Raw genomic sequence first — 22096 nt, forward strand, 5'->3', positions numbered from 1 at the left:
AAGCTATGAGCCGGTCGTCCCGAAGGTGACCTTGTAGTAGCAGGCCCCCTTGCACGGCATCGTCGCCCCGTCGTCGAAGGCGTACGAATAGGCATAGGGGGCCGCCCGCTTGAAGACCTGCGTGTAGTCGACCGGCCACTTCGACGGCACGCAGTTCTCGCGGCCCGCCCAGGCGCCACGGCAGCAGTACGTGTCACCGCCGAACGCCGCGCAGGGCGGCTTGCAGCCGACGACCTGACCGCCCGAGGTGGCCCGCATCGCGGTCGGGCAGTCGACGTCCGAGGTGCAGACGCCCTTGTAGCAGCCCGAGGAACTGACCGGGTCGGTGGTCGTGGTGTGCGAGATGTTGATCCACATCGGCAGGTTCGAACCGTCGACCATGCTCACGTCGTAGAAGTCCATCCCCGCGTACGCGTCGAAGGTGAACTCGCCCAGTGTGGTGGGCGGGTTGGCGCCCTCGCACACGCTGGTGCAGTCACCGGTCGCGCAGTGCCCCGCGGCCGTCGAGGTGCAGCCGGTCCGACCCCAGATGCGGCCGCCCCAGTTGTTCGCCACGGTCACCGACAGGCTCTGGCCCGGGGCGAGTCGGCGGCCCTTCGGGTAGACGGCCGTGTTGGTGACGATCGCCCAGACCGTCTTCGGGGTGCGGTTGACGACCGTGATCAGACGCTTGCCGGTCGGGGCTGTCGAGACGTGCGCTGTCGGTTCGACTGCCTTGGCGGTGGGTTTGCTTGGGCTGGTGCTCTTCTTCGAGGCGGTAGCCCTGGGGGACGGAGAGGCCGAGGCGCTGTGACTCGGGAAAGGCGAGGGCGAGGGCGACGCGCTGGTGGACACGGCCGGGCGCGCGGCCGTGTCCTGGTGGGCTGTTGTGGTGCGCGTGCCGTCCGTTCCGGACGGCGTCCACACGCTGTAGGCGATCAGCACGGTGGCCGCCGTCGCGACGGCGGCCGCCCCGACGTACCACCAGCGTCGGCGGTGTCGCGGTGGGCTCGCGCTGTGCCTTCTGCGTCCTCGTGCCATCGTCCTCGCGCCTTCCTCATGCACTCCGGATGGGTCCCTGCCTATCGGTGACCTTCTCGGCGGCGGCCGGACAACATAAATTCGGACGCGACCGGCCGATTTCTTTTGGTGTCCTGTTTTCTGTAGTCCTTGCGCGCGTCGGCGGTCTCCGAAGCAGAGAGACGCCACGGCCGGACCACACGCGGAGGAACGACCAGATGACCGAGAAGCCCAGGAGCGGGCCCGACGCGGGCCTGGTGACCGCCGCGTGCGCGGGCGACCGGCAGGCCCTGGATCACCTGCTGACGCAGTGCCTGCCGCTGGTCTACAACATCGTCGGCCGGGCCCTGAACGGTCACGCCGACGTCGATGACGTCGTACAGGAGACGCTGTTGCGCATGGTGCGGGGGCTGCCCAAGCTGCGGGATCCCGCCGCGTTCCGGTCCTGGCTGGTGGCCATCACGATCCGACAGGTACGCGACCGCGAGCAGATACGGGCCGCCGACCGGGACCGCAGGGCGCACCTGGAGGACGCGGAGGCGATCACCGACCCCGCGCTCGACTTCGCCGGACTGACCATCCTGCGGCTGGGGTTGACCGAGCAGCGCCGTGAGGTCGTCGAGGCCACCCGCTGGCTCGATCCGGATGACCAGGAACTGCTCTCCCTGTGGTGGCTGGAGAAGACCGGCGAACTCGAACGCGCCGACCTCGCCGGTGCGTTGGGGCTCTCCGACCGGCACGCCTCCGTCCGGGTGCAGCGGATGAAGAAGCAGATGGAGGTCTCGCGCGTCGTGGTGCGGGCGCTGGTGGCCGAGCCGCGCTGCACGGAACTGGACGAGACGGCTTCCACGTGGGACGGCACGCCAAGTGCCCTGTGGCGCAAGCGGTTTGCCCGGCACATCCGTAGTTGTGGGGTGTGCCAGGGGTTGGACGAGGGGCTGCTTCCGATGGACCGGCTGCTGAGCGGGTTGCCGCTGGTGGCGGTGCCGGCCCGGTTCGACGTGTCCCGGATCCTGGACGCCGTCCCAACTGCCGCTCCCTCAGGGCATGGTGGAGCACGTCGGCGACACGGGCGCCGGTCCGGCCGTATCGGCGGCAAACAGGTCGTGGGTGGTTCGGCGGCGGTCGCCGTCGTCGTGGTGGCCGCGCTGGTCGCGCCCCGGCTGACCGGCGGATCCTCTGCTACGACGGCTGCGGCGTCGCCCGCTCCGGTGGTCAGCGTGACCCCGAGCCCCACGCCCTCGGCCTCTCCGAGCGCGTCGCCGAGCCCGTCCCCGACGCCGAAGGCCAAGCCGAGCCCGTCTCCTTCGAAGCACACCGCCGCCGCCCCCGCGCACATCGCCTCCGGTGCCAAGAAGGGGGTCGGGGTGTGGTCGTTCGGCGGGGTGAGCCAGGCGCTCGCCGCGAGCGGGGCGAGCTGGTACTACACCTGGTCCACGCAGCACTCGGGGATCACGACGCCCTCGTCGGGGTCGTTCGTGCCCATGATCTGGGGCGCGAAGTCCGTCACCGACTCCTCGCTGGCCCAGGCCCGGTCGTACGGCCCGTATCTGCTGGGGTTCAACGAACCGGACATGGCACAGCAGTCGAACATGACCGTCGACCTGGCGCTGGAGCTGTGGCCCAGGCTCATGGCGGCGGGCAAGATCCTGGGCAGCCCCGCGGTCGCCTACGGCGGGGACACGGCGGGCGGTTGGCTGGACCGTTTCATGTCCGGGGCCGAGGCGAAGGGCTACCGCGTCGACTTCATCACCCTGCACTGGTACGGCGGCGACTTCCGCACCCCGCAGGCCGTCGACCAGCTGAAGTCGTATCTGGCGGCGGTGTACGCGCGCTATCACAAGCCGATCTGGCTCACCGAGTACGCGCTGATCGACTTCTCCCAGGGCACCCGCTTCCCGTCCGCCCAACAACAGGCCGACTTCGTGACCGCGTCCACCAAGGCGCTGGACGGCCTGTCGTACGTGCGGCGCTACGCGTGGTTCGGGCTGGGCGCGGACCCGTCGAAGCCGAGCAGCGGTCTCTTCACGAACGGTACGACGACGACGGCGGCGGGCCGGGCCTTCCAGTCCGCCGACTGAGCGGGCCCGGCCGCATCACCTGGGTCAGGGGCTCACTCCCCAGGTGATGCGGTAGCCGCACTCTCCCGAGCAGGTGAGGACGCTGGTCGCGTCGTCGCTGACGTAGGAGTAGGCGAAGGGCTCGGCCTTCTTGAACACGGCCGCCGAGTCGACGGGCCAGGACGAGGGGACGCACTGGGGGCGCGCCGCGTAGGCGCCGGTGCAGCAGGTCTGGTCCGTCTTGAAGACCAGGCAGGCGCTCAGGCAGGCCACGACCTTGCCGCCCCGGATCCGCTGCAACTTGGTGGGACAGGTCGTGTTGGCGTCCCGGGTGCACCCGGCGGCGGAGCAGCCGTTCGCGTCGAGCTTGTCGCGGGAGGAGCCGCCGTAACTGTTGATCCACATCGGCAGGTTGTTGCCCTCGACCAGGCTGACGTCGTAGAAGTCCATGCCGTTCCAGGCGTTCAGGTTGAACTCGGCCAGCGTGGACGGGAATTCGCCCCAGGTCGAGCCGCACTGGAAACGGCCGCAGTCCCCGGTCGTGCAGTGGCCGTCGCCGGCCGCGTCGAAGGAGCAACCGGTGCGCGCCCACACCCGGACGTCCCAGTGGTCGGGGACGGTGAAGCTGAGGCTGGCCCCGGGCTTCAGCACCCAACCCGTCGCCTCCACAGGGTGTTTGGGGTCCGCCGCGATCGCGGGCCAGATCGTCTGGTCGAGGCGGTTGACGAGGGTGACGGTCCGCTTGCCGGCGGTCGCGGCCTTCGGCTGACCGGCCGCGCGGGACGGCGAGGCGCTCGCCTTGGACGGCTTCCGCGCGTCAGGGGTGGGCGAGGGGGAGGGCTTGGCGCTCGGCGATGACGTCGTCGTGGGCGAGGGGCCGGGGCGGGATTGGGCGCCGGCGGTCGCCGTGCCGTGCGTGGACGACGGGCCCGCGACCGTACGGTCTCCCGGGGTTCCCGTCTGCGCGCGGGCCAGCAGTACGCCGGTCACCACGGCGAGGCAGGTGAACAGCACCGCGGCGGCCAGGCCTGCCTGTCTGCGTCCCGGGCGGCGCGGGCGGGGCGCACGGCGGTGGCCCGCCACGGATCGTGCGCGCCCTTGTCGGCGGATGGACAACCGGAAACGAGGCATCTCTCCACACTCCTGTCCGTTCCCACGTCTCCGTCGCGCGGCGATCCGGCCGACGGAGTCTTCCGTAGAGGAGACCGGCGGACCGCGCGCCGGACAACGGAAACAGGGTCGGCAATACGCACGAGGTGAGCAGCGCTGGACACAAGTCGATCAGAAGTTGGCAACCCGGCCGTGATTGTTCCCCCGTCGTTCCCCCGTACATTGCGGCTGCGGGACCGAAAGATCATCTGATCGGCCCGGGAGTCCGGACATCCGCGACCCCGATACCCGCGACCCTGTTCAGAAATTGCTCTGGAGACACATCGATGAAGATCGCCAGACGTCTTGTCCTCACCACCGCGGCCGTCACCGCCGTGGTCGCCGGCACGATCGTGAGCGCCACGGTCGGCCAGGCCGCCACCCCGCAGCCGCCGCTGCGCCTCGGTGTCACCGTGCCCGACGCGCTGAAGGTCCCCGACGGCAACAAGCTCACCGGCGTCTTCTCCGCCGCCGGCGTCCAGACCTACACCTGTACCAACAGCGCCTGGACGCTGCTGGAGCCGGCCGCCACCCTGTGGGCCAAGAAGGACCCCGCCAAGCGTTCCGTCGCCCTGCACTCGCGTGGCCCGGTGTGGGTGTCCACGGTGGACGGCAGCGCCGTCAACGGCTCCGCGATCGCCAACTCGCCCAAGACGGGCACCATCCCCGAGCTGCTGCTGAAGGCCACCGCCACCCGCGGCACCGGGACGTTCGCCGACGTCTCCTACGTCCAGCGCCTGGCCACGAGCGGCGGCGTCGCCCCCACCACGGCCTGCACCGGCACCAGCACGGACCAGGTCAGCGTGCAGTACACCGCCACGTACGCGTTCTACAAGCCCGCCAAGTAACTCGGCGGGTGGTGTAGGCAGTTGACCCCTCGGGCAACCCTGAGGGGCCAACTGCTGGAACATGTCTGTGAACGGCCCCGCCGTGGACGCCCCCTCAACTCCCTTGCGAGGGCTCCTGTTCGGCCCTGATCCGGCCGTGCACCTCCCAGTCCCACACCGTCTCGCGCACCTCGTCGAGGGCGCGGGCCAGATGCCTGCGGTACGTGCTGAACGCCATGTTGAGCTTCCGCGCCACCGCGTCCTGGGTGGACGTCGAGTGGTAGGTCAGCGTCAGCACGTCGTGCAGATGCCGGGTCCGGGGATGGGCGTTCAGCCGCTGTACGGCCTTGCCGATCAGGTCGCGCAGCGCGGTCACCGGGTCGCCCTCGCTCAGCTCCTCCACCAGCCGGCTGCGCAGCAGCGGGTTGTCGGCGAGGCCGCCGGGGTCCAGCCAGCCGCGCAGCGCCTCCCGGACCGCCGCGTCCGACTCCTCCCGACTCAGCGGTGTGACACGGGACTTGGGCTTCCCGGCCGGCGCGGCCGGTGCCCCGCCGAGCAGGCGCGCGTCGATCCCCTCGGCCCACTCCTCCACCCGCGCCGCCCGCCAGTCGTGGCAGAACAGGCCGTACCCGCGCTCGGCGTGGACGGCCCGCCGGGGCGGCTGGAACATGCCCATGTACGTCATCAGCGGCGCCCAGAACTTCGGTTCGGCGCTGACGAAACAGGACCAGGCGCAGTGCTTGGCGCGCAGCAGCTCGAAGACGATTCGCATCCGCACCAAATCCCATGACCGCGAGGGGCGGTGGTGGTTCTCCCCGTGCACCATGAACCGCGCCACACCGAGGTGTTCACCCTGGCGCGGGGGAGTCATTGAGGAGACCAGCTCCCACGCCTCCGCCGTCACCGGGTCGGCCGCCCGGGTCTCGTCGTCGAGCGCGTCGATCCGCAACCAGGCCATGAATCCCAGCAGTTGACCCGTCTCGCAGCTCCGGTGGACGTGGAACGCCTCGGGCTGACGCCTCAACCAGTAGGAGACCGCACGGGCGTTGTGCTCGCCCTCGACCCCGAGGGTCAGCTCGATCAGCGCGGGGACGTCCTCCGGGCGCATCGGCTGCTCGTGGACGTCGGCCTCGTCCCGGGCGCCCTGGAACTCCCTCAGCCACTGCGCTCTGGAGACGATGTGGTTGAACTCCCGTGCGGCGCGCAGGGCTTCCTTCTCCGGCGCCTCGCGCACCCGCCCCACCAGATGCCGGCGGATCGTGCGGTGCATGGCCTTGTACCGCTCCGGATCGCGCCAGCGGAAGTCGCTGTCGAGGGCGTCACGGACCACGTCGTACGGGCACACCCCGAAGGGGCCCGACTTCATGAACGACAACTGCCGTAGCCAGGCGAAGAGTTCGGTGGCGTCCTCGCCCGGGAGCGCCACGCGCAGCAACTCCTCGGTGGTGTCCGCGACATGGCCGCACACCTCCAGCGCCCGCCGGTGCGCGGGCGAGGGCGGTCTGCCGACCACATGGGTCAGCAGCCGGTCGACGACCGTGCGTAACGGAGCCCAAAAGACCTCGTCCGTCGCGGCGTTGTCGTGTGTCGCGGCCTCCGCCACCAGGCGCAGGGCGAGTGGATGACCCGCGGCGAACCGGAGGAGCGAGGCGTGCGGTGCGGGGTCGGCGCCCTGCGAGGTGAGCAGTGCCGCCGCGTCCGTGGGCCCCAACTCCCGCAGGGGCACGACCTGGAGGACCTCGCTCCACGCGAGGTCCGCCTTCCAGAGTGGGTCGGGTGCGTGCCGTCCGGCGACGACGACCAGGGCGCCGGCCGGCAACCGGGGCAGGAAGCGGTCGCGTATCCACTCCTCCATGCCCCGGTAGCGCTCGAAGTCGTCGACCAGCAGGACAGCGTTGTCGCGGGCGAAGACCTCGGAGGTCGCCGCCTCGAAGGCCGACGGCGAGAGCTCGACCGTGCGGGCGTCGACGCCGACGACCGGCCGGCCCGCGGCGCGTGCTTCCGCGCCGAAGCGCTGCAACAGCGCGCTCTTTCCCATGCCGCCCGGACCGTGCAGCACGATGACCATCGGAGCACCGGGTTCGCCGGCCAACGCCCGCCGGAACAGGGCGAGTTCCTCGCGCCTGCCGACGAAGTACTGCAGGCGCGCGGACGCCAGCCGGTCGGCCAGCAGGCTGGCGGAATCGTCCTTCGCCATGCCGTTCCCCTCCCCGGAGTCGAGCGCTTCGGGCCGCTGCGAAACCTACCGGGTCGGAATGGACGACGGGATACGGCTCGACCTTACGTAGGGCTTACGGACGGCTCGGTCGATCGCCGGAGAGATGCCGACCGGACGCCGAACAGGACGCCGTAAACCTGCGAGGGGGCCGTCCGTGGAAACCTGTACCGACCCGCTTCTTTGTCCTATTCGTGCTCGTTGAGGAACGCGGAAGGGTCCGAAGCCCTCCTTCTGTGTGAAGGAAACAGCACAGGCAAGGAATCTGGGGACTGAGTGGCATGGGTTTGACCAGCGAGACTACCGTTTATGTGGTGGCGGCCGTGGCTGCCGTCTGCGTGGCGCTGCTGGTCTGGGTGTGGCCGCGGCTCGCCAGTCGGGGCGTGCGGCACGTGCTCGGGCGGCTGGCGGCCATTGGAGTGACTCAGGTCACCATCATCGCGGCGTTCGCGTGCTGGCTGAACTCCTCGTACCAGTTCTTCGGATCGTGGGGCGAGCTGTTCGGCAACGTCGACACCGCCCCCGTCGGCGTGACCCAGGCGGCCGACCACAGTGGTGACGGCTCGATCGGCGGCGTCACCGTCAAGGGGGCGCTGGTGCAGCCCGCCGGCGACGAGCAGCTGAAGCGGGTCAGCGGACTGCCCACCGGCAATCCCGCGGTGAACGGCAAGGTGGAGTCCGTCAAGGTCATCGGGCGCCGTACGGGAGTGGTCGACCCGGCGTTCGTCTACCTGCCGCCGCAGTACTTCCAGAAGGCCTACGCGCGCCAGCGCTTCCCCGTCGTCGTCGCGCTCAGCGGCTACCCGGGCAGCATCTTCAACCTCGCGCAGTACCTGCGGGTCTCGCAGACCGCCGGGCAGCTGCAGAAGAGCGGGCAGATGCAGCCGACCATCATGGTGATGATCCGGCCGACCATCGCCCCGCCGCGCGACACCGAGTGCGTGAACGTTCCTGGCGGACCGCAGACCGAGACCTTCCTCGCCAAGGACCTTCCGCAGGCCCTCAAGTCCGTCTACCGGGTGGGCCACGACGCCAGCGCCTGGGGCGTCATGGGCTACTCCTCCGGCGGTACCTGCGCCCTTCAGCTGACGATGCGCAACCCGCACGTGTACACGACGGCCGCCGGGCTCTCGCCCGACTACCGGATCAAGGACGACCCCACCACCGGCAACCTCTTCGGCAGCGGCCTCGGCCGGGTGAACCGGGTCAACGGACATGACCTGATGTGGCGGCTCAAGCACCTGCCCGCACCCCAGGTCTCCGTCCTGGTCGCCGACAGCAAGCACGGCGAGCGCGGCTATCCGCAGACCCTCGCCTTCATCAAGGCCGTCAAGGCACCCATGCGCGTCGCGTCGATCCTGCCCGAGTCCGGCAGCCACAACTTCCCCACCTGGGTACGGGAGATGCCCGCCACCCTGAAGTGGATGAACCAGCAACTCACCTTCCCCCAGGACGTCGTGCCCCGGCACGTCCCCAAGAAGGGCAACAGCACCGTGCGGGCCGAGGGCACCGAGACCAAGAAGCCGACCGCCGGGACGCGCAAGTAGCGCACCGCGGCGGTCACTTCCCGTTCGCGCGTCCCAGCGTGCCGGGCAGTTCGCCCCGCCGCCGGATGCCCAACTTCCGGTAGGAACTGGTGAGATGGGTCTCCACCGTGCGGCGGGCCAGGTGCAGCAGATCGGCTATCTCGGTGTTCGTCCGGCCCTCGGCGGCCAGTTCGGCGATCCGCCGCTCACTGCTCGTCAGGGAGCGGCAGCCGGTCCGGGCGGGGGCGGTGCGCCGGGCACCGCTCTCGCCCAACGCCTCCTCCGCCAGCGCCCATTGACGCGTCGCCCCCAGCCGCTCGGCGCGCTCCGCGGCCTCCCGCAGACAGGCGCGGGCCCGCCGCCGGTCCCCGGCCGCCGTCAGCCCACGGCCCCGCACGGTCAGCGCCGACACCAACTCGGCCTCCGTGCCCACCGGCCCGTCCCGCAGCAGTCGCACGGCCTCCTCCGCGAGCTCCAGACCGCGCCGGCCGCCGGTCGCCGCGGCCAGGACGCGCAGTGAACGGCCCATCGTGCGGGGGGTGTTCCACACCCGGGCCAGCCGCAGCTCCTCCTCCGCCAGGGCGATGGCCTCCCGGGGACGGTCCAGGGCGATACGGCACTCGGCGGCGGCCGTGCGCCACGGGGTGACGACCGGGCTGACCACCTCACGGGCCGACTGCCGGCGCCCGCACTCCAGGAAGTCGTGCAGCGCGCCCGCCGTGTCGCCGGTGGCGGCGCGCAGCACTCCCCGCGCGTAGAGAAAGCGGTTCAACTCCCAGGAATCGGGCGCGGACCGCAGATCGAAACCGTCCGCGAGCCGCAGCGCCCGTGCCTCCTCGCCGGTCGCCACGAGCGCCAGCAGCACCTGCGCCTGCCGGTTGGAGGGCGTGGTGTAGGCCCGGTCCCGCGCCCACGGTTCCGCCAGCAGCCGCGCGTGCTCGCCGCGCGCGGCCAGGATGTCGGCCCGTACGTTGACCAGCGCCTCGTGCATCGGGTGCAGCACGTCGGGACGCTGACCCACCAGGCCGCGCTCCACCAGCCGTTCCGCTTCCGGGAGTTCGTCGGCCCACTGGGCGACGGCGGCGGCCGTACCGAGCAGGAACGGCTCGGTCAGCGGATCGGCGGGCTGCGCGAGCAGCGCCCGCAACCGCCGCATCGCCTCCGCCGCCGGGATCAGCCCGGCCGTGGCCGCGTGCCGCACGACCAGCGCGTGACCGGCCGTACCGACCAGCTCCGGCGAGTGCTCGGCGGCGTCGCACAGCCACCGGTACACCTCCTTGCGCACCGACTGGTCCTGCTCGGACAGCAGCACCGAGGCGGTCTGGAGAGTGCGGATCAACTGCGGACGGTCCGTCAACTCGTCCTCCAGCGTGCGCAGTACGTCCACGGCGGCCACGGTCCTGCCCCGGCCGGCCAGCGCCGTGCCGAGCGCCACCGCCGCGCGCACCGTGTCCTGCGGCGCTCCGGACAGCCGTAACGCCTCGCTGAGTCGGGGGATACCGGCCGCGGCCGTCTGCGCCTGGTACTCCAAGGAGCCCAGTTCGGTGAGCAGTTGCTGTCTGCGGGCGTCCGGGAGCGGCTCCTCCAGGGCTCGGCGCAGGAAGGCCGCCGTGTCGGCCGTGCGCCCGTCGCGCAGCGCGAGCGAGGCCGCCTCCTGGAGCGCGGTCGACGTCCAGGGCGCGCCCACCGGGTCGGACAGCAGCAACTGCCGGGCGACCGTGTCGGGGGAGACACCGTGGCGCTGCATCGTCTCGGCCGCCGCCGCGTGCGCGGCCCGCCGTCGGGCCGCGGGGACGCCGGTGAGCACCGCGTCCCGCAGGAGGGGATGCGCGTAGCGCGGACGCCCGTCGGGGTCGGGGCGCAGCACCCCGAGCCCGCTCATCGCGGTGAGCCAGCCGGTCACCCGCGCCGCGTCGACTCCCGCCAACTCGGCGATGACGGCGGCCAGTTCGTCGGCGGGACAGGTGGCGCGGCCGCTCGGCAGATCCCGCGGAGTGCCCTCGTCCCAGCCCTCGTCCAGCGCGGCCAGCGCCCGGGCGACCTCGCCGGTGGCCGGGCCCGCGCTGTCCAACCACCAGGACACGGCGGCCGGATACGCGCCCGGGTACAGCGCGGCGGACGTCTTCGGCACGGTCGGATGCCGGCCGGCGCCGAGGTCGTCGAGCAGGGCACGCAGCAGCAACGGGTTGCCGGCACCGGCCCGTACGCAGTCGTCGATCCACGGTGCGGGGGCGTCCGGGTGGGCCGAACGCACCAGCTCGGCCGCCGAGTTCGCGGTCAGCGGGGCCAGCGTGAGGGTGCGGACCAGGGCGGGCGACAGGGTGTGGGTCAGGCCCGGGGCGGGGGGATCGACGTCGTACTGGCTGCGTTCCGTGACGACCAGCAGGATCCGTAATCGGTCGACGTGCCGGGCGGACTCGACCAGCCAGCGGTGCGAGGCAGGGTCGGCGAGGTGGACGTCGTCCACCGCGATCAGCAGCGGCGCCCGGTCGGCGTAGGAGTGCAGGACCCGCCGGAACAGCTCCGCGTTCGCCCGCTCGTCCCCGGTGAACGCCGTGTCCCCGAACTCCGGTACCGGAGCCATCAGTTGCAGCACGGTGGCGTACGGCACCGCCTGGTCGCGGGGTGAACAGCGGGCCCGCAGCACCCGCATGCCGTGCGCCAGGGCGTCCGTGACGGCGCCCTCCAGCACGGTGGTACGGCCCGTCCCGGTGGCCCCGCGCAGCAGCACCAGCCGACCGGCACCGGCCCGGGCCCACGCCGCCTCCGCCGCCAACAGCCGTGTCGCGTCCCGGTGTTCGGGCGGTGTCGCGGACATTCCGGCGTCAGACGTCGTCCCCGTCATCGCGGTCCTCCTCGTGTCCGTCGTACCCGTCGTGTCGGTCGCCGCCGCCGTCCTCGTCGCTCACTGACCGTGGTCCGCCGTACGTCCGATCTCGTGGTGCTGCTCGTGGTGCTCCACGATTGCGCGCGCCCCACCCGCCCCGTGAGGGTGAGGAGTACACGGCCGCCACCAGTGCAACTGGGGTGGCACGTATGTGGATTCGAGGGAGAACGTTGCTCAGCTCATCGCGGCCCGCACACCCCGGCACGGCCGACTCCGGCGACCGGATACCCGTGGCGGTGCACGCCCCGGACCCGATCTCCCGCGAGGGAGCCCTCAGCCAGCTGCGCAGATACCCGGAGATCGACCTCCGCGAGGAGAACGACACCGGGCCCGGCAGAGTGGCCCTGTTCATCGCCGACACCCTCGACGAGACCGCGCTCACCCGGCTGCGGCGGCTCGTGCGCAGCGAGGGCGGGCGGGCCGTTCTCGTCGTCGGGGCGCTGCGCGAGGCCGAGTTGCTCGATGTGATCGAGTGCGGGGTCGGCGCGATCGTGTGGCGCGGGGAGGCGACCGCACAGCGTCTGGTGCAGGCCGTGGTCGCCGCGGCCCGCGGTGACGGCGATCTGCCGGCCGATCTGATCGGCAGACTCGTCGAGCAGGTGGGGACGCTGCACCGCAGCGCGGCGGGCCGGTCTGGAGGCCATCCCTCGGGGCTCTCGCCGCGTGAGGTGGACGTCCTGCGGCTGGTCGCCGAGGGGCTGGACACCGGAGAGATAGCCAGCAAGCTCTCCTATTCCGAACGCACCGTCAAAAACGTCATGCACGGGCTGACCACACGCCTTCACCTGCGCAATCGGGCGCATGCCGTGGCGCATGCCCTTCGGGAAGGCTACATCTGACCGAACGGGCACTCGAAGGCGGACACGCGGGCAAGCTGCCGTGCCCTGTCGCTGTCCCCAAGGTGCTTGCGGGGACCGGCGGTTGGGACGGCACGATCGGGGGACGGCCGACAGGGGCGTACCGGGCGCCGACGCGTACCGCGGGGCACGAACAGCACGGCAGGGCGGGAGCACGGCGGTGATCCACGAGGTGGACGAGGTCCTGGGGGACCTGATCGGCGGCGGCGCACTGGCCGGTTCGGGCATCGAGGTCTCCTTCGACGCCCCGACCCGCGACTGGGCCGCCCGCCGCAACACCCCCACGATCAATACGTACTTGTACGACATCCGGGAGGACGTGCACCGCCGCCAGCGCGGGCATGTCGCCGTGCGCGACGAGCGGGACGTGGTCGTCAAGCGCCGTCAGCCGCCGCGCTGGTTTCGGCTGTCGTACCTGGTGACGGCGTGGACGAAGCGGCCGCAGGACGAACACCGGCTGCTGTCCGCCGTGTTGTCGACCTTGATCCCGCGCGAGCTGCTCGCCCCCGACGAACTTCCCGGCTCCCTCCGTGAGTTGGGCCTGTCGGTGCCGATCTCGGTGGCCGGTATCCAGACCGAGTCACGCTCCCTCGCGGAGATCTGGTCCGCCCTCGGCGGCGAACTCAAGCCGTCCCTCGACCTCGTGGTCACCGCGCCCTTCCCGGCCTACCCCGAGTACGACGCCGGTCCGCCCGTCACCGAGGGCGCGGCGGTCCGCGTACACCGCCTCGACGGCACCGAGCCGGGCGTGGAGGAACGCGCCCACCGGCCGCGCCAGGTGGCGGCGGTACGGGAGGCCCGCGAGGTCGCCCGGCGCAAGAGGTCGCCGGGGACGCCGGGGACGCCGACATGACGGTCACGGACGAGGCCGGGGACGTCGAAGTGTCAGTGGCAGAAGATGCGTTGGGCTTCGCCGCCGAGCCGGAGACCGATGCTCTCCTCGCCCGCCTCGGCCACCTCCGCGAGCGCGTCGCCCAGCTCGTCGACCGGCGCTCCGCCACCGACCCCACGGCCTCCGACCCGCTGCGCGGCTTGTACCTCCAGGAGGAGGCGGTACGGCATCTACTGCTGCGCTCGCCGGAACCGGAGCGTGAACTGGGATCGCCCGCACCGGAGTTGACGTACGGCCCGGCCGACCGGCTGGCCACCCTGCGCCTGACCGACCTCGACACCGCCCTCCTCCTCGTCGTCCTCGCCCCCGACCTGGACCGCACCTTCGAGCCCCTCTACGGCTACCTCAACGACGACGTGAGCCGCCGCCGGGCCACCGTGGGCCTCGCCCTGGACCTGTGCGGCGTACCGGCACACCAGGCCGCGGGCCGGGCCCGGTTTCTTCCGACGGCCCCGCTGTCCGCCCTCGGACTGCTCACCGTGGAGGAACCCGAACGCCCCTTCCTCAGCCGCTCGTTGCGTGTGCCCGACCGGGTCGTGGCGCATCTGCTCGGCGACGACACCCCGGACGCGACCCTCACCGGGCACCTCCACCCGCTGCCGGTGCCGAGTGGGTCGTACGACGGACAAGAGCCGGGCACGGACGGCGAGTTCACCGGCTTCGTGGACAGGCTGGGCGCGCTGCTCGCCGAAGGTCCGCCGCTCGCCGTGTATCTGAGGGAACGTCATGAGGGCGACGGGCTCGTGTGCGTGGCGAGTGCCTTGCACGTGGCCGGTGTCGCCGCCGTGCGGTTCTCCGGCTCCGTGGAGCAGGTGCCGGAGCTGCTGCGCGAGGCCCGGCTGAGCGGCCGTACCGTCGTCGTGGGCGGACTGTCCGACCAACCCGGCGCGCTGGTAAGGGCGTTGACCGCTGCCCGCGATGTCACCGTGCTGATCGCCGGTGCGCGGCCCTACGACCCCCAGTGGTGCGAGAGCGATCCGCTGATCCTGGAGGCGCCCCGGCAGCGGGCCGCGGCGGTACGGGCCTGGACGGACGCCGTCGGTGAGGAACACGGCTTCGACGTACGGGCCACCGTCGCGCCCTACCACCTCGGCGCCGACCGCATCGCGCGCGCCGCCCGGGCGGCCCGGGGACTCGCCGCGTTCGACGGCACCCCGCTCACCGCCGCCCATCTGCGGCTCGCGGCACGGCAGCAGTCGGCGTCCGGGCTCGAGCAGCATGCCCGGCGGATCCGGCCCGCCGTCGACTGGCGGGACCTGGTCCTGCCCGAGCGTTCCCTGACCCAGCTGCACGAACTCGCCCTGCGCGCCCGGCACCGCGACCGGGTCCTCGGCGACTGGCGGCTCAGCGCGGGCGGCGGCCGAGGGCGTGGTGTGCTCGGTCTGTTCGCGGGGGAGTCCGGCACCGGCAAGACGCTGTCGGCGGAGGTCGTCGCGGCCGAACTCGGCCTGGATCTCTATGTCGTTCAGCTCTCGTCGATCGTCGACAAGTACGTCGGCGAGACCGAGAAGAACCTCGAACGGATCTTCACGGAGGCCGACCGCACCGACGCCGTGCTCCTCTTCGACGAGGCCGACGCGGTCTTCGGCAAGCGGTCCGAGGTGAAGGACTCGCACGACCGGTACGCCAACATGGAGAGCGCCTATCTGCTCCAACGCCTCGAGTCCTTCGACGGGATCGCGCTGCTCACCACCAACCTGCGCGCCAACATCGACGAGGCGTTCACCAGGCGGCTCGACCTGGTCGTCGACTTCCCGTTCCCGGACCCGGCGCAGCGGCTCGCGCTCTGGCTCCACGGGCTGACCCATGTGCCGAGCGTGCCCGACCTCGAACTCGGGCCGCTGGCCAAGGAGTTCGAGCTGGCCGGCGGTTCCATCCGCAGCGCCGTCGTCACCGCCGCGTACCTCGCCGCCGGACGCGGGGGCGAGGTGTCTGCGGCGGACCTCCTTGAGGGGGCCCGCCGCGAATACCGCAAGGCGGGGCGGCTGGTGCCCGGAGAAGGCACCTGGTAGCCACCCCGCCTCGCGGGTAGATCAAGAACAGTCGGTCTTCAACAGCCGGTCATCAACTGCCGGTCGGGAGCGGTCAGTTCGGCACCGTCAGCCTGACCGCCACCAACCAGTGGGCGTTGTCGAGGGTGCCCGAGAAGCCGTACTCGGGCCGCGGCTTGGTGCAGTTCTGCGGGCTCCAGCCCCAGCCGGAGTTGCGGACGATCCAGCAGAGTTGACCACTGCCGATGTTGTTCGCGAAACCCGTCATATACGCGGCGCCCGGCTTCGCGCTGCCGATGTAGTTGTCCTTGCCGTCGGCGATGATGGCCGTCCAGCCCGAAGGCTGGTACTTGCCGTAGCCGTTGGTCGACGCGGGGTCGTGGATGAAGGCGTTCGCGGCCGAACCGGCGGTCCCGGAGACCGCGATGTTCACGGAGAGGATCTGCTCGTCGTCGGTGGAGGTGGCGGCCGTGGCGCCGTCGCACTCCGGGGCCTGCCAGCCCTTGCCCCCGATGTAGATCCGGTAGCAGACATGGCGTCCGGAGTCCTGCGCGGCCAGCTTGTTCACCGCGGTCGCCGCCGTCGCGGGCTTCGGCTTGGCGGACGGCTTGGAGTCTCCGCCACCGCCCGACCCGCCACCGGCCGCCGCGGCCGTCGAGGTCTCGGCCGCCGGGGGCGCGCTCGTCACGACGGGCGAGGGCGACGGGGGAGCGGCGCTCAGGGTGGGGCTGGGTGCGAGCGTGCTGACGCCCGCGTCCTTCAACTGCTCGGTGGCGGCGGTCTTCACCGGCGGCTTGTACGCGATCCACAGCATGAGGAAGGTGAGCGCGAGTGCGAGAAAGGCACCGAGGAAGGTGGCCAGCCAGCGCGGCAGGAACCCGCGTTGGAGGTAAGTCCCCTCCACCGCAAGGGGGTTGGCGCCGGACCGCAACACGCTGAGCGTGTACGGCCGTTGCTCCTTCGGCCCGAACCAGATGATCTTCCGTGGCTTCAGCGAGGCCTTCACGAAGGCGGCCCGGCCCGGCTCGATCTGCACATTGCCCGGATGGATGTCGTACGCCAGCTGGTCGCCGTTGTCGCTGCCGCTGATCGACGCCGTCAGCTTGGTGTTGCCGAGGTTGTCCACGGCGAGCTGGGGGCGGCCCCGGAACCGTCCCTTGACCGTCGGCGGCACCAGTTCCGCCCGCACCTCCGTGAACGGGGTGATGGTCAGATTGCCCTCGGGGACGGTGACCGCCTCCGGGTGCTCGGTCGGCGTGATCCGCACCGCGTACGGGTTCGGGCCCGCCGTCGCGTCCGGGGTGCGCGGTGGCGCGAACGTCAGGTCGACCGTCCCCGTCGTGCCCGGGTAGAGCCGCAGCGTCTGCGGCTCCACGGCGGTCCAGGGCGCGATGCTCCCGACCGGCTCGAAGCGGTACTCGTCCACGACGTCGCCGGTGTTGCGCAGCCGCAGCCGCACGCGGGTACTGCCACCGGGATCGACGGTCGCGGACGCGGGCTCCAGGGAGGTCCACAGACTCATATGCCGACGCTACGACGGCTGGTGAGGGCGCGTCAGGAGTCGCCGGGGCAGCAGGAGTTGCCCAAAAGGGCCGCCCGGCAAACCCGTCACTGCCCCCGCGCCGACGGCATTCACCCCGGCGGGACGGCCCCGCGGACGATACGACGCGGCGGGCTGCCCGCGAACCGTGCGGCGGACTGCCCCTGAGGGCAAGGAAGTTGCCCCGAGGCAGGCACTCGGGGACGTTTCGGCGGCCGGGGCACGCGCGTGACGCTTAAGAGCGTCTTATCTCGTACCCCGAGGAGAGCAGAGCATGCCGTCCTACCTGTCACCCGGCGTCTACGTCGAGGAGGTGGCCAGCGGCTCGCGCCCGATCGAGGGAGTGGGCACCTCGGTGGCGGCCTTCGTGGGCCTGGCCCCGACCGGTCCACTGAACGAGCCGACCCTGGTGACCAACTGGACGCAGTACGTGGCTGCCTTCGGTGAGTTCACCGACGGGTACTACCTCGCTCACTCCGTCTACGGCTTCTTCAACAACGGCGGTTCGGCCGCCTACGTCGTCCGCGTCGGCGGTACGGCCGAGGGCGCCTCAGTGGAGTCCAAGTCCCCCTCCGCCGTGACCGGTTCGGCCGCGCAGGCCGCCCTCCCCGCGGGCGAACCGGCCCAGCTCGGCACCTTCGCCGTGACCGCGCTGGCACCCGGCGACCTGAGCGTCGAGGTGGCCGACGCCGAGGGCGAGGGCCCCGCCGAACGGTTCCGGCTGATCGTCAAGGACGCCGGCAAGGATGTCGAGAGCTTCGACGTGACCGCCAAGAAGGGCGGCCGCAACTACGTGGTCACCCAGGTCAAGGAGCGCTCCAAGCTCATCGCCGTGGCCGAGACCGCGCCCGCCGCGCAGCTGGCCCGCCCGGACAACCAGACGGTCGCCCTCACCGCGCCGGCCGCGGCTCCCGCCTCACCAGCCGTACCCGGCAAGGGACGTGACACCGCGTCACATCCCGGCCCGGCCACCTACCTCGGCGACTCCGCCGACCGCACCGGCTTCGGCGGTCTGGAGGCCGTGGACGAGATCTCCATGGTCGCGGTGCCCGACCTGATGGCCGCCTACCAGCGCGGCGCGATCGACCTGGAGGCCGTCAAGGCGGTCCAGTTGGGCCTGATCGCGCACTGCGAGCTGATGGGCGACCGGGTCGCGGTCATCGACCCGCCGCCGAGCCTGAACGCCCGTCAGATCCGGGTCTGGCGGCAGGAGACGGCCGGCTACGACTCCAAGTACGCGGCCCTGTACTACCCGTGGATCAAGACCTTCGACCCGTCCAGCGGACAGTCCCGGCTGATCCCGCCGAGCGGCCACATCTCCGGTGTCTGGGCCCGCAACGACTCCGAGCGCGGCGTGCACAAGGCGCCGGCCAACGAGGTCGTACGCGGAGCGGTCGACCTTGAGACCCAAATCACCCGCGGTGAGCAGGACTTGCTCAACCCGATCGGCGTCAACTGCATCCGCGCCTTCCCGGGCCGCGGCATCCGCGTCTGGGGCGCCCGCACCATGTCCTCCGACCCGGCCTGGCGCTACCTCAACATCCGCCGGTACTTCAACTACCTGGAGGAGTCGATCCTGATCGGCACCCAGTGGGTGGTGTTCGAGCCGAACGACCACGCCCTGTGGGCCCGGATCCGGCGCAACATCTCGGCCTTCCTGGTCAACGAGTGGCGCAGCGGTGCCCTGTTCGGCCAGCGGCCGGAGGAGGCGTACTACGTCAAGTGCGACGAGGAGACCAACCCGCCGGAGTCCGTCGACGTCGGCCGCGTCGTCTGCGAGATCGGCATCGCGCCGGTCAAGCCGGCCGAGTTCGTGATCTTCCGACTGGCTCAGTTCTCCAGCGGCAGCGGGGAGTTGGAGGAGTAGTCCCCCATCCCCGGCCCCATCAGCCAGCAGTCAGCCGCCGTAACGCCAGAAGGAACGCGAATTCATGAGTCTCCAGCCGGGTGACGCCCTCACCTCACACAATTTCGGCCTACAGATCGACGGCGTGATGGTCGAGTACCTCGCGGAGGTCAGCGGCCTCAGCATCGAGCAGGACGTCATCACGTACCAGCAGAACACCCCCAACGGCCAGAACGTGGTCAAGAACCTGCCGGGAGTGAAGAAGAACGGCACCTGTACGGTGATCCGCGGCATGACCCAGTCGGCCTCGTTCACCCAGTGGATCAACGAGTCGATCTCCGGTCAGATGACCACCGCGCGCAAGAACGCGTCGATCATCATGATGGACTTCCAGAACAACCCGGTGAAGCGCTACCACCTGCGCAACGCCTGGTGCAGCAAGATCGACGCGAGCACGGTGAAGGCGGGCGAGGCCGCCGCGCTCACCGAGTCCGTGACCATCGTGTTCGAAGAACTGGTCATCGAATAATGAGGCGTTCGGCGGCTGCGGGCGCAACTACGGCTGTGGCTACGCCGGGTGCGGAGGCGTCGGCGGGGGTGGGCGCCGGTCCGATAGCGGCTCCGGCCCCGGCTCCGGTCGCCCCGGCGCCCGCTCCGGCCGTACGGCAGACGCTGCGGACCGAGTTCCCCTTCCAGCTGCCGCGCGGCTACGTCGACGAGTCCGGCACCGTCCACCAGGACGGTGTGATGCGACTGGCCACCGCACGCGACGAGTTGGTGCCGTTGCGGGACGTCAGGGTGCAGGAGAACCCGGCGTATCTGTCGGTGGTGCTGCTCGGCCGGGTCATCACGAGGCTGGGCACCGTCCCCATGGTCCACGACGGGATCGTGGAGAACATGTTCGCCTCCGACCTCGCCTTCCTCCAGGACTTCTACCGCCAGATCAACGCGGAAGGCCACACCCGCGCGGCAGTTCAGTGCCCGCACTGCGCGGAACCCTTCGAAGTGGAGCTCGGCGGGAGCCGCCTGGGGGAATCGTGACGTACGCGACCGACCGGCTGCACGAGGAGATCGCGTACGTCGCCTACCACTTCCACTGGAGCCTGGAGAACATCCTGGACCTCGAACACCACGACCGCCGCCGCTACTTGGGCGAGATCGCGTCCCTGGTGACGCGGTCCGGGGCGGAGGGCTGAGCGGTGGGGTTCTTGGACCGGTTGCGGGGAGGACGGGTCGACGGGCTTCGGGGTTCTGCCGAGGAGGACGGCTCCGTAGGTCCTGTTCCTGTGAGCTCTTCGAGTACTACGGGTTCTACGGATCCTGCGGTTTCTACGGCGCCCGCGGTGGCTCCGGCGAGCTGGCCCGGGTTGCCGCCGATCCAGCGGGCCTCCGCCGTTGGTGGTACCGGGGTTGCCGACGCCGGGTTCGGTGCGCGGCTGCCCACGTGGCAGAACCCGTCGTTCACGGGGACGGGGTTCCGTGCGGTGCTGGACGCGGAGCGGAGTGCCCGGATCGCGGGTTCCTCGCTGCCTGCGGCACCGGTGCGGGCGGTACCGAGCCTAGGGCAGCCTGGGGGTGAACTTCCCTTGACGGGGCGGACGTTGGCTCCGCAGCAGGGGTCGCCCGCGGCGGTTCCGTTGCGGGCGAGTGCGAGGGGTGTGTCCGGGGCGGTGGTGCAGCGGGCGGTGCCTCTTGCGCGGAGCGGGTCCGTGGATGCCGGGGCGCGCGGGACTGCTTCGGTTCCTGCGGTGGGGCCAGCGGGGCCAGTTGGGGCGACGGGCCCGGCTTCGGGTATCCGGGTGACTGCGGTGTCGTCGGAGCCTGCCCGGTCGAGGTCGGGAGCCCTGACCAGGTCGAGTGCGGCGGTGGTGCAGCGGCGGCTGGTTGGTCTGCGGAATTCGGCGCCTGTGGGGGATGGTGCGTCAACTGTGGGGGAGCAAAAGGAAGTTGGTCCGAGTGACGACCCACCTGGCCCGCTTGAAGTGGTGGAGCGACTCGGCGGTGTGTCCGACGTAGTTCGTGGCGGGGGAGGGGCTGCACCTCGTCCCGTCGTTCCCGCTGTTCCTTCTCGGTCGCGCGGTACTCACGGCACCGGAGGGAATGCCGCCGGGGAGCCGCTGGATGTGCTTCCGGCGAGTTCAGACAGGTCGGCCCGCGTCAGCCCCAGTACGGCCGAGTCCGAAAGCCGCCTCGGTACACAGGGCAGCGCGGCTCCCGTTCCCGGGAACGGGACGGACAGTGTGCAGCGGGCGATCGCCACACCGGAGACGGCGACTGCCACCCCGACTGCTCCGACGCCTCCGAAGCCCCCGGCGAACTCCGCACCACCGCAAGCCGATCCACCGTCCGCCGCCCCGGCCCAGCCGACGACACCGAACACCTCCCGCGCACCGATGCCCGTACAACGAGCCGTGCCCGCATCCGCCCCACGCCCAGGTGGCACCGGCCGGCCGCAGCCCCACACCCCGGTAGCCCCCGCGGAACCGGCGGATTCCCCCGCCGAACCGAACCCCCGTATCCGCACCACCCACACACGAACCGACGATCCGGGCAACGGACCAACCCCCGGTCCTACGCCCCCTCCCGCGCCCGAGATCCAACGCAGCGTCGCCCGCCGCCCGTCCCGCATCCCCCTCGGCGCCCCGCTCGCCACAACACGGCAGCCCGCCACCCCCGTACCGCCGATGCCCAGCCCGGCTCCTCACCCCGCGCAGGACAACCCGCCCAACACCCTTGCCCCACAAGGCGATTCGCCCACTGCTGCGGCGCCCGGGCCCACGCCCACCCGATCTCCGGCTCCGGCGAGGCCCACTCCTGTCCAGCGCCGTTCACCCCTCGGCGCTCCGGTCACCGCCACACCCGCAGACGCGAGGCCGCTCATCGGCTCGCCGTTCCCACCGGCCGGCACCGGGCCCCGTACGGAACCGGGTTCGAGGCCGACAGCGGGACCCGGGCCGGCGATCCAACGAAGCGTCGCCCCCAACACGTCCGCCCCGCCCCCGACCACGGCCCTCACACACCAGTCCGCCGCATACCCGACCACCGCACATCCGCTGGCCGCGCCCCCAACCACCACGCACGGGCCGACCGCAGCCCCGGCCAACCCGGCAGGTCTGGTCACATCGGCTCTGGGCCCGATGGCCCAGCGGAGTGTTGCCCCGAGCGAGCCTGCACACGCCACGAACGCATCGTCGGCCACGGCCCCCTCACCCGTCACGCCCCCAATCACCGCAGCCCTGGCCCACCCGGTACCTGCGGCGACACCGGCTCCGGGGCCAAGGGCCCAGGGGAGCGTTGCGCCGGGCGT

The 22096-nt window shown here is 71.4% G+C and carries 15 protein-coding genes; 10 read left to right on the forward strand and 5 right to left on the reverse strand.

What is annotated here, in order from left to right; translation table 11 throughout:
• Window positions 1-3: 3 nt before the first annotated feature.
• The gene (locus SPR02S_RS43660; RefSeq protein WP_158697971.1) at window positions 4-1020 is read right to left on the reverse strand and encodes a thaumatin family protein; all 1017 of its coding nucleotides are present in this window, start codon (window positions 1018-1020) and stop codon (window positions 4-6) included.
• A gap of 197 nt (window positions 1021-1217) precedes the next feature.
• On the opposite strand from SPR02S_RS43660, the gene SPR02S_RS43665 reads away from it, so the two are divergent.
• On the forward strand, window positions 1218-3080 hold the full coding sequence (locus tag SPR02S_RS43665) for a sigma-70 family RNA polymerase sigma factor (protein WP_019063365.1): 1863 nt from the start codon (window positions 1218-1220) through the stop codon (window positions 3078-3080).
• A gap of 24 nt (window positions 3081-3104) precedes the next feature.
• On the opposite strand, the gene SPR02S_RS57615 is transcribed toward SPR02S_RS43665, so the two are convergent.
• Window positions 3105-4142 carry a thaumatin family protein gene (locus tag SPR02S_RS57615; protein ID WP_158697972.1) on the reverse strand — a complete coding sequence of 346 codons (1038 nt, stop codon included), beginning with the start codon at window positions 4140-4142 and terminating at the stop codon, window positions 3105-3107.
• Window positions 4143-4495: 353 nt separating this feature from the next.
• On the opposite strand from SPR02S_RS57615, the gene SPR02S_RS43675 reads away from it, so the two are divergent.
• On the forward strand, window positions 4496-5056 hold the full coding sequence (locus tag SPR02S_RS43675; protein ID WP_019063366.1) for a DUF3455 domain-containing protein: 561 nt from the start codon (window positions 4496-4498) through the stop codon (window positions 5054-5056).
• A gap of 94 nt (window positions 5057-5150) precedes the next feature.
• Here the strand turns inward: SPR02S_RS43675 and SPR02S_RS43680 are convergent, their stop codons facing one another.
• Window positions 5151-7232 (reverse strand): ATP-binding protein, encoded by a 2082-nt coding sequence (locus SPR02S_RS43680; protein ID WP_019063367.1) that lies wholly within the window; start codon window positions 7230-7232, stop codon window positions 5151-5153.
• 299 nt (window positions 7233-7531) lie between these two features.
• Here SPR02S_RS43680 and SPR02S_RS43685 point away from each other — a divergent pair, with 299 nt between their 5' ends.
• A complete protein-coding gene (locus tag SPR02S_RS43685; protein ID WP_019063368.1) occupies window positions 7532-8797 on the forward strand; it encodes an alpha/beta hydrolase in 1266 nt (421 codons plus the stop codon).
• 13 nt (window positions 8798-8810) lie between these two features.
• Here SPR02S_RS43685 and SPR02S_RS43690 read toward each other — a convergent pair whose 3' ends face one another.
• Window positions 8811-11594: a LuxR C-terminal-related transcriptional regulator gene (locus SPR02S_RS43690; protein WP_019063369.1), complete on the reverse strand. Its 2784-nt coding sequence runs from the start codon at window positions 11592-11594 to the stop codon at window positions 8811-8813.
• Window positions 11595-11833: 239 nt separating this feature from the next.
• Here SPR02S_RS43690 and SPR02S_RS43700 point away from each other — a divergent pair, with 239 nt between their 5' ends.
• The 3 genes from SPR02S_RS43700 to SPR02S_RS43710 all read left to right on the forward strand — a co-directional run bounded on the left by SPR02S_RS43700 (window position 11834) and on the right by SPR02S_RS43710 (window position 15424).
• Window positions 11834-12502 carry a helix-turn-helix transcriptional regulator gene (locus SPR02S_RS43700; RefSeq protein WP_026151417.1) on the forward strand — a complete coding sequence of 223 codons (669 nt, stop codon included), beginning with the start codon at window positions 11834-11836 and terminating at the stop codon, window positions 12500-12502.
• 178 nt (window positions 12503-12680) lie between these two features.
• Window positions 12681-13373 (forward strand): Pvc16 family protein, encoded by a 693-nt coding sequence (locus tag SPR02S_RS43705; RefSeq protein ID WP_019063371.1) that lies wholly within the window; start codon window positions 12681-12683, stop codon window positions 13371-13373.
• Window positions 13370-15424, forward strand: a complete 2055-nt coding sequence (locus SPR02S_RS43710) for an ATP-binding protein (protein ID WP_019063372.1) — start codon at window positions 13370-13372, stop codon at window positions 15422-15424. Before SPR02S_RS43705 ends, SPR02S_RS43710 begins: the two co-directional genes overlap by 4 nt.
• Before the next feature lie 73 nt (window positions 15425-15497).
• On the opposite strand, the gene SPR02S_RS43715 is transcribed toward SPR02S_RS43710, so the two are convergent.
• The gene (locus SPR02S_RS43715; protein WP_019063373.1) at window positions 15498-16925 is read right to left on the reverse strand and encodes a COG1470 family protein; all 1428 of its coding nucleotides are present in this window, start codon (window positions 16923-16925) and stop codon (window positions 15498-15500) included.
• Between the two features lie 292 nt (window positions 16926-17217).
• Between SPR02S_RS43715 and SPR02S_RS43720 the strand changes: the two genes are divergently transcribed.
• The 4 genes from SPR02S_RS43720 to SPR02S_RS64195 all read left to right on the forward strand — a co-directional run bounded on the left by SPR02S_RS43720 (window position 17218) and on the right by SPR02S_RS64195 (window position 19985).
• Entirely contained in the window at window positions 17218-18810 is a 1593-nt protein-coding gene (locus SPR02S_RS43720; protein ID WP_019063374.1) for a phage tail sheath family protein, read from the forward strand.
• A gap of 64 nt (window positions 18811-18874) precedes the next feature.
• A complete protein-coding gene (locus SPR02S_RS43725; protein ID WP_019063375.1) occupies window positions 18875-19318 on the forward strand; it encodes a phage tail protein in 444 nt (147 codons plus the stop codon).
• Window positions 19318-19830: a hypothetical protein gene (locus SPR02S_RS43730; RefSeq protein ID WP_026151418.1), complete on the forward strand. Its 513-nt coding sequence runs from the start codon at window positions 19318-19320 to the stop codon at window positions 19828-19830. Before SPR02S_RS43725 ends, SPR02S_RS43730 begins: the two co-directional genes overlap by 1 nt.
• Window positions 19827-19985, forward strand: coding sequence for a DUF6760 family protein (locus tag SPR02S_RS64195; RefSeq protein WP_019063377.1), 159 nt, complete (start codon window positions 19827-19829; stop codon window positions 19983-19985). The genes SPR02S_RS43730 and SPR02S_RS64195 overlap by 4 nt, the downstream gene beginning before the upstream one ends.
• The last annotated feature ends 2111 nt before the right edge of the window (window positions 19986-22096 follow it).

This window comes from Streptomyces prunicolor NBRC 13075 (genome assembly GCF_000367365.1).
Classification (GTDB): domain Bacteria; phylum Actinomycetota; class Actinomycetes; order Streptomycetales; family Streptomycetaceae; genus Streptomyces; species Streptomyces prunicolor.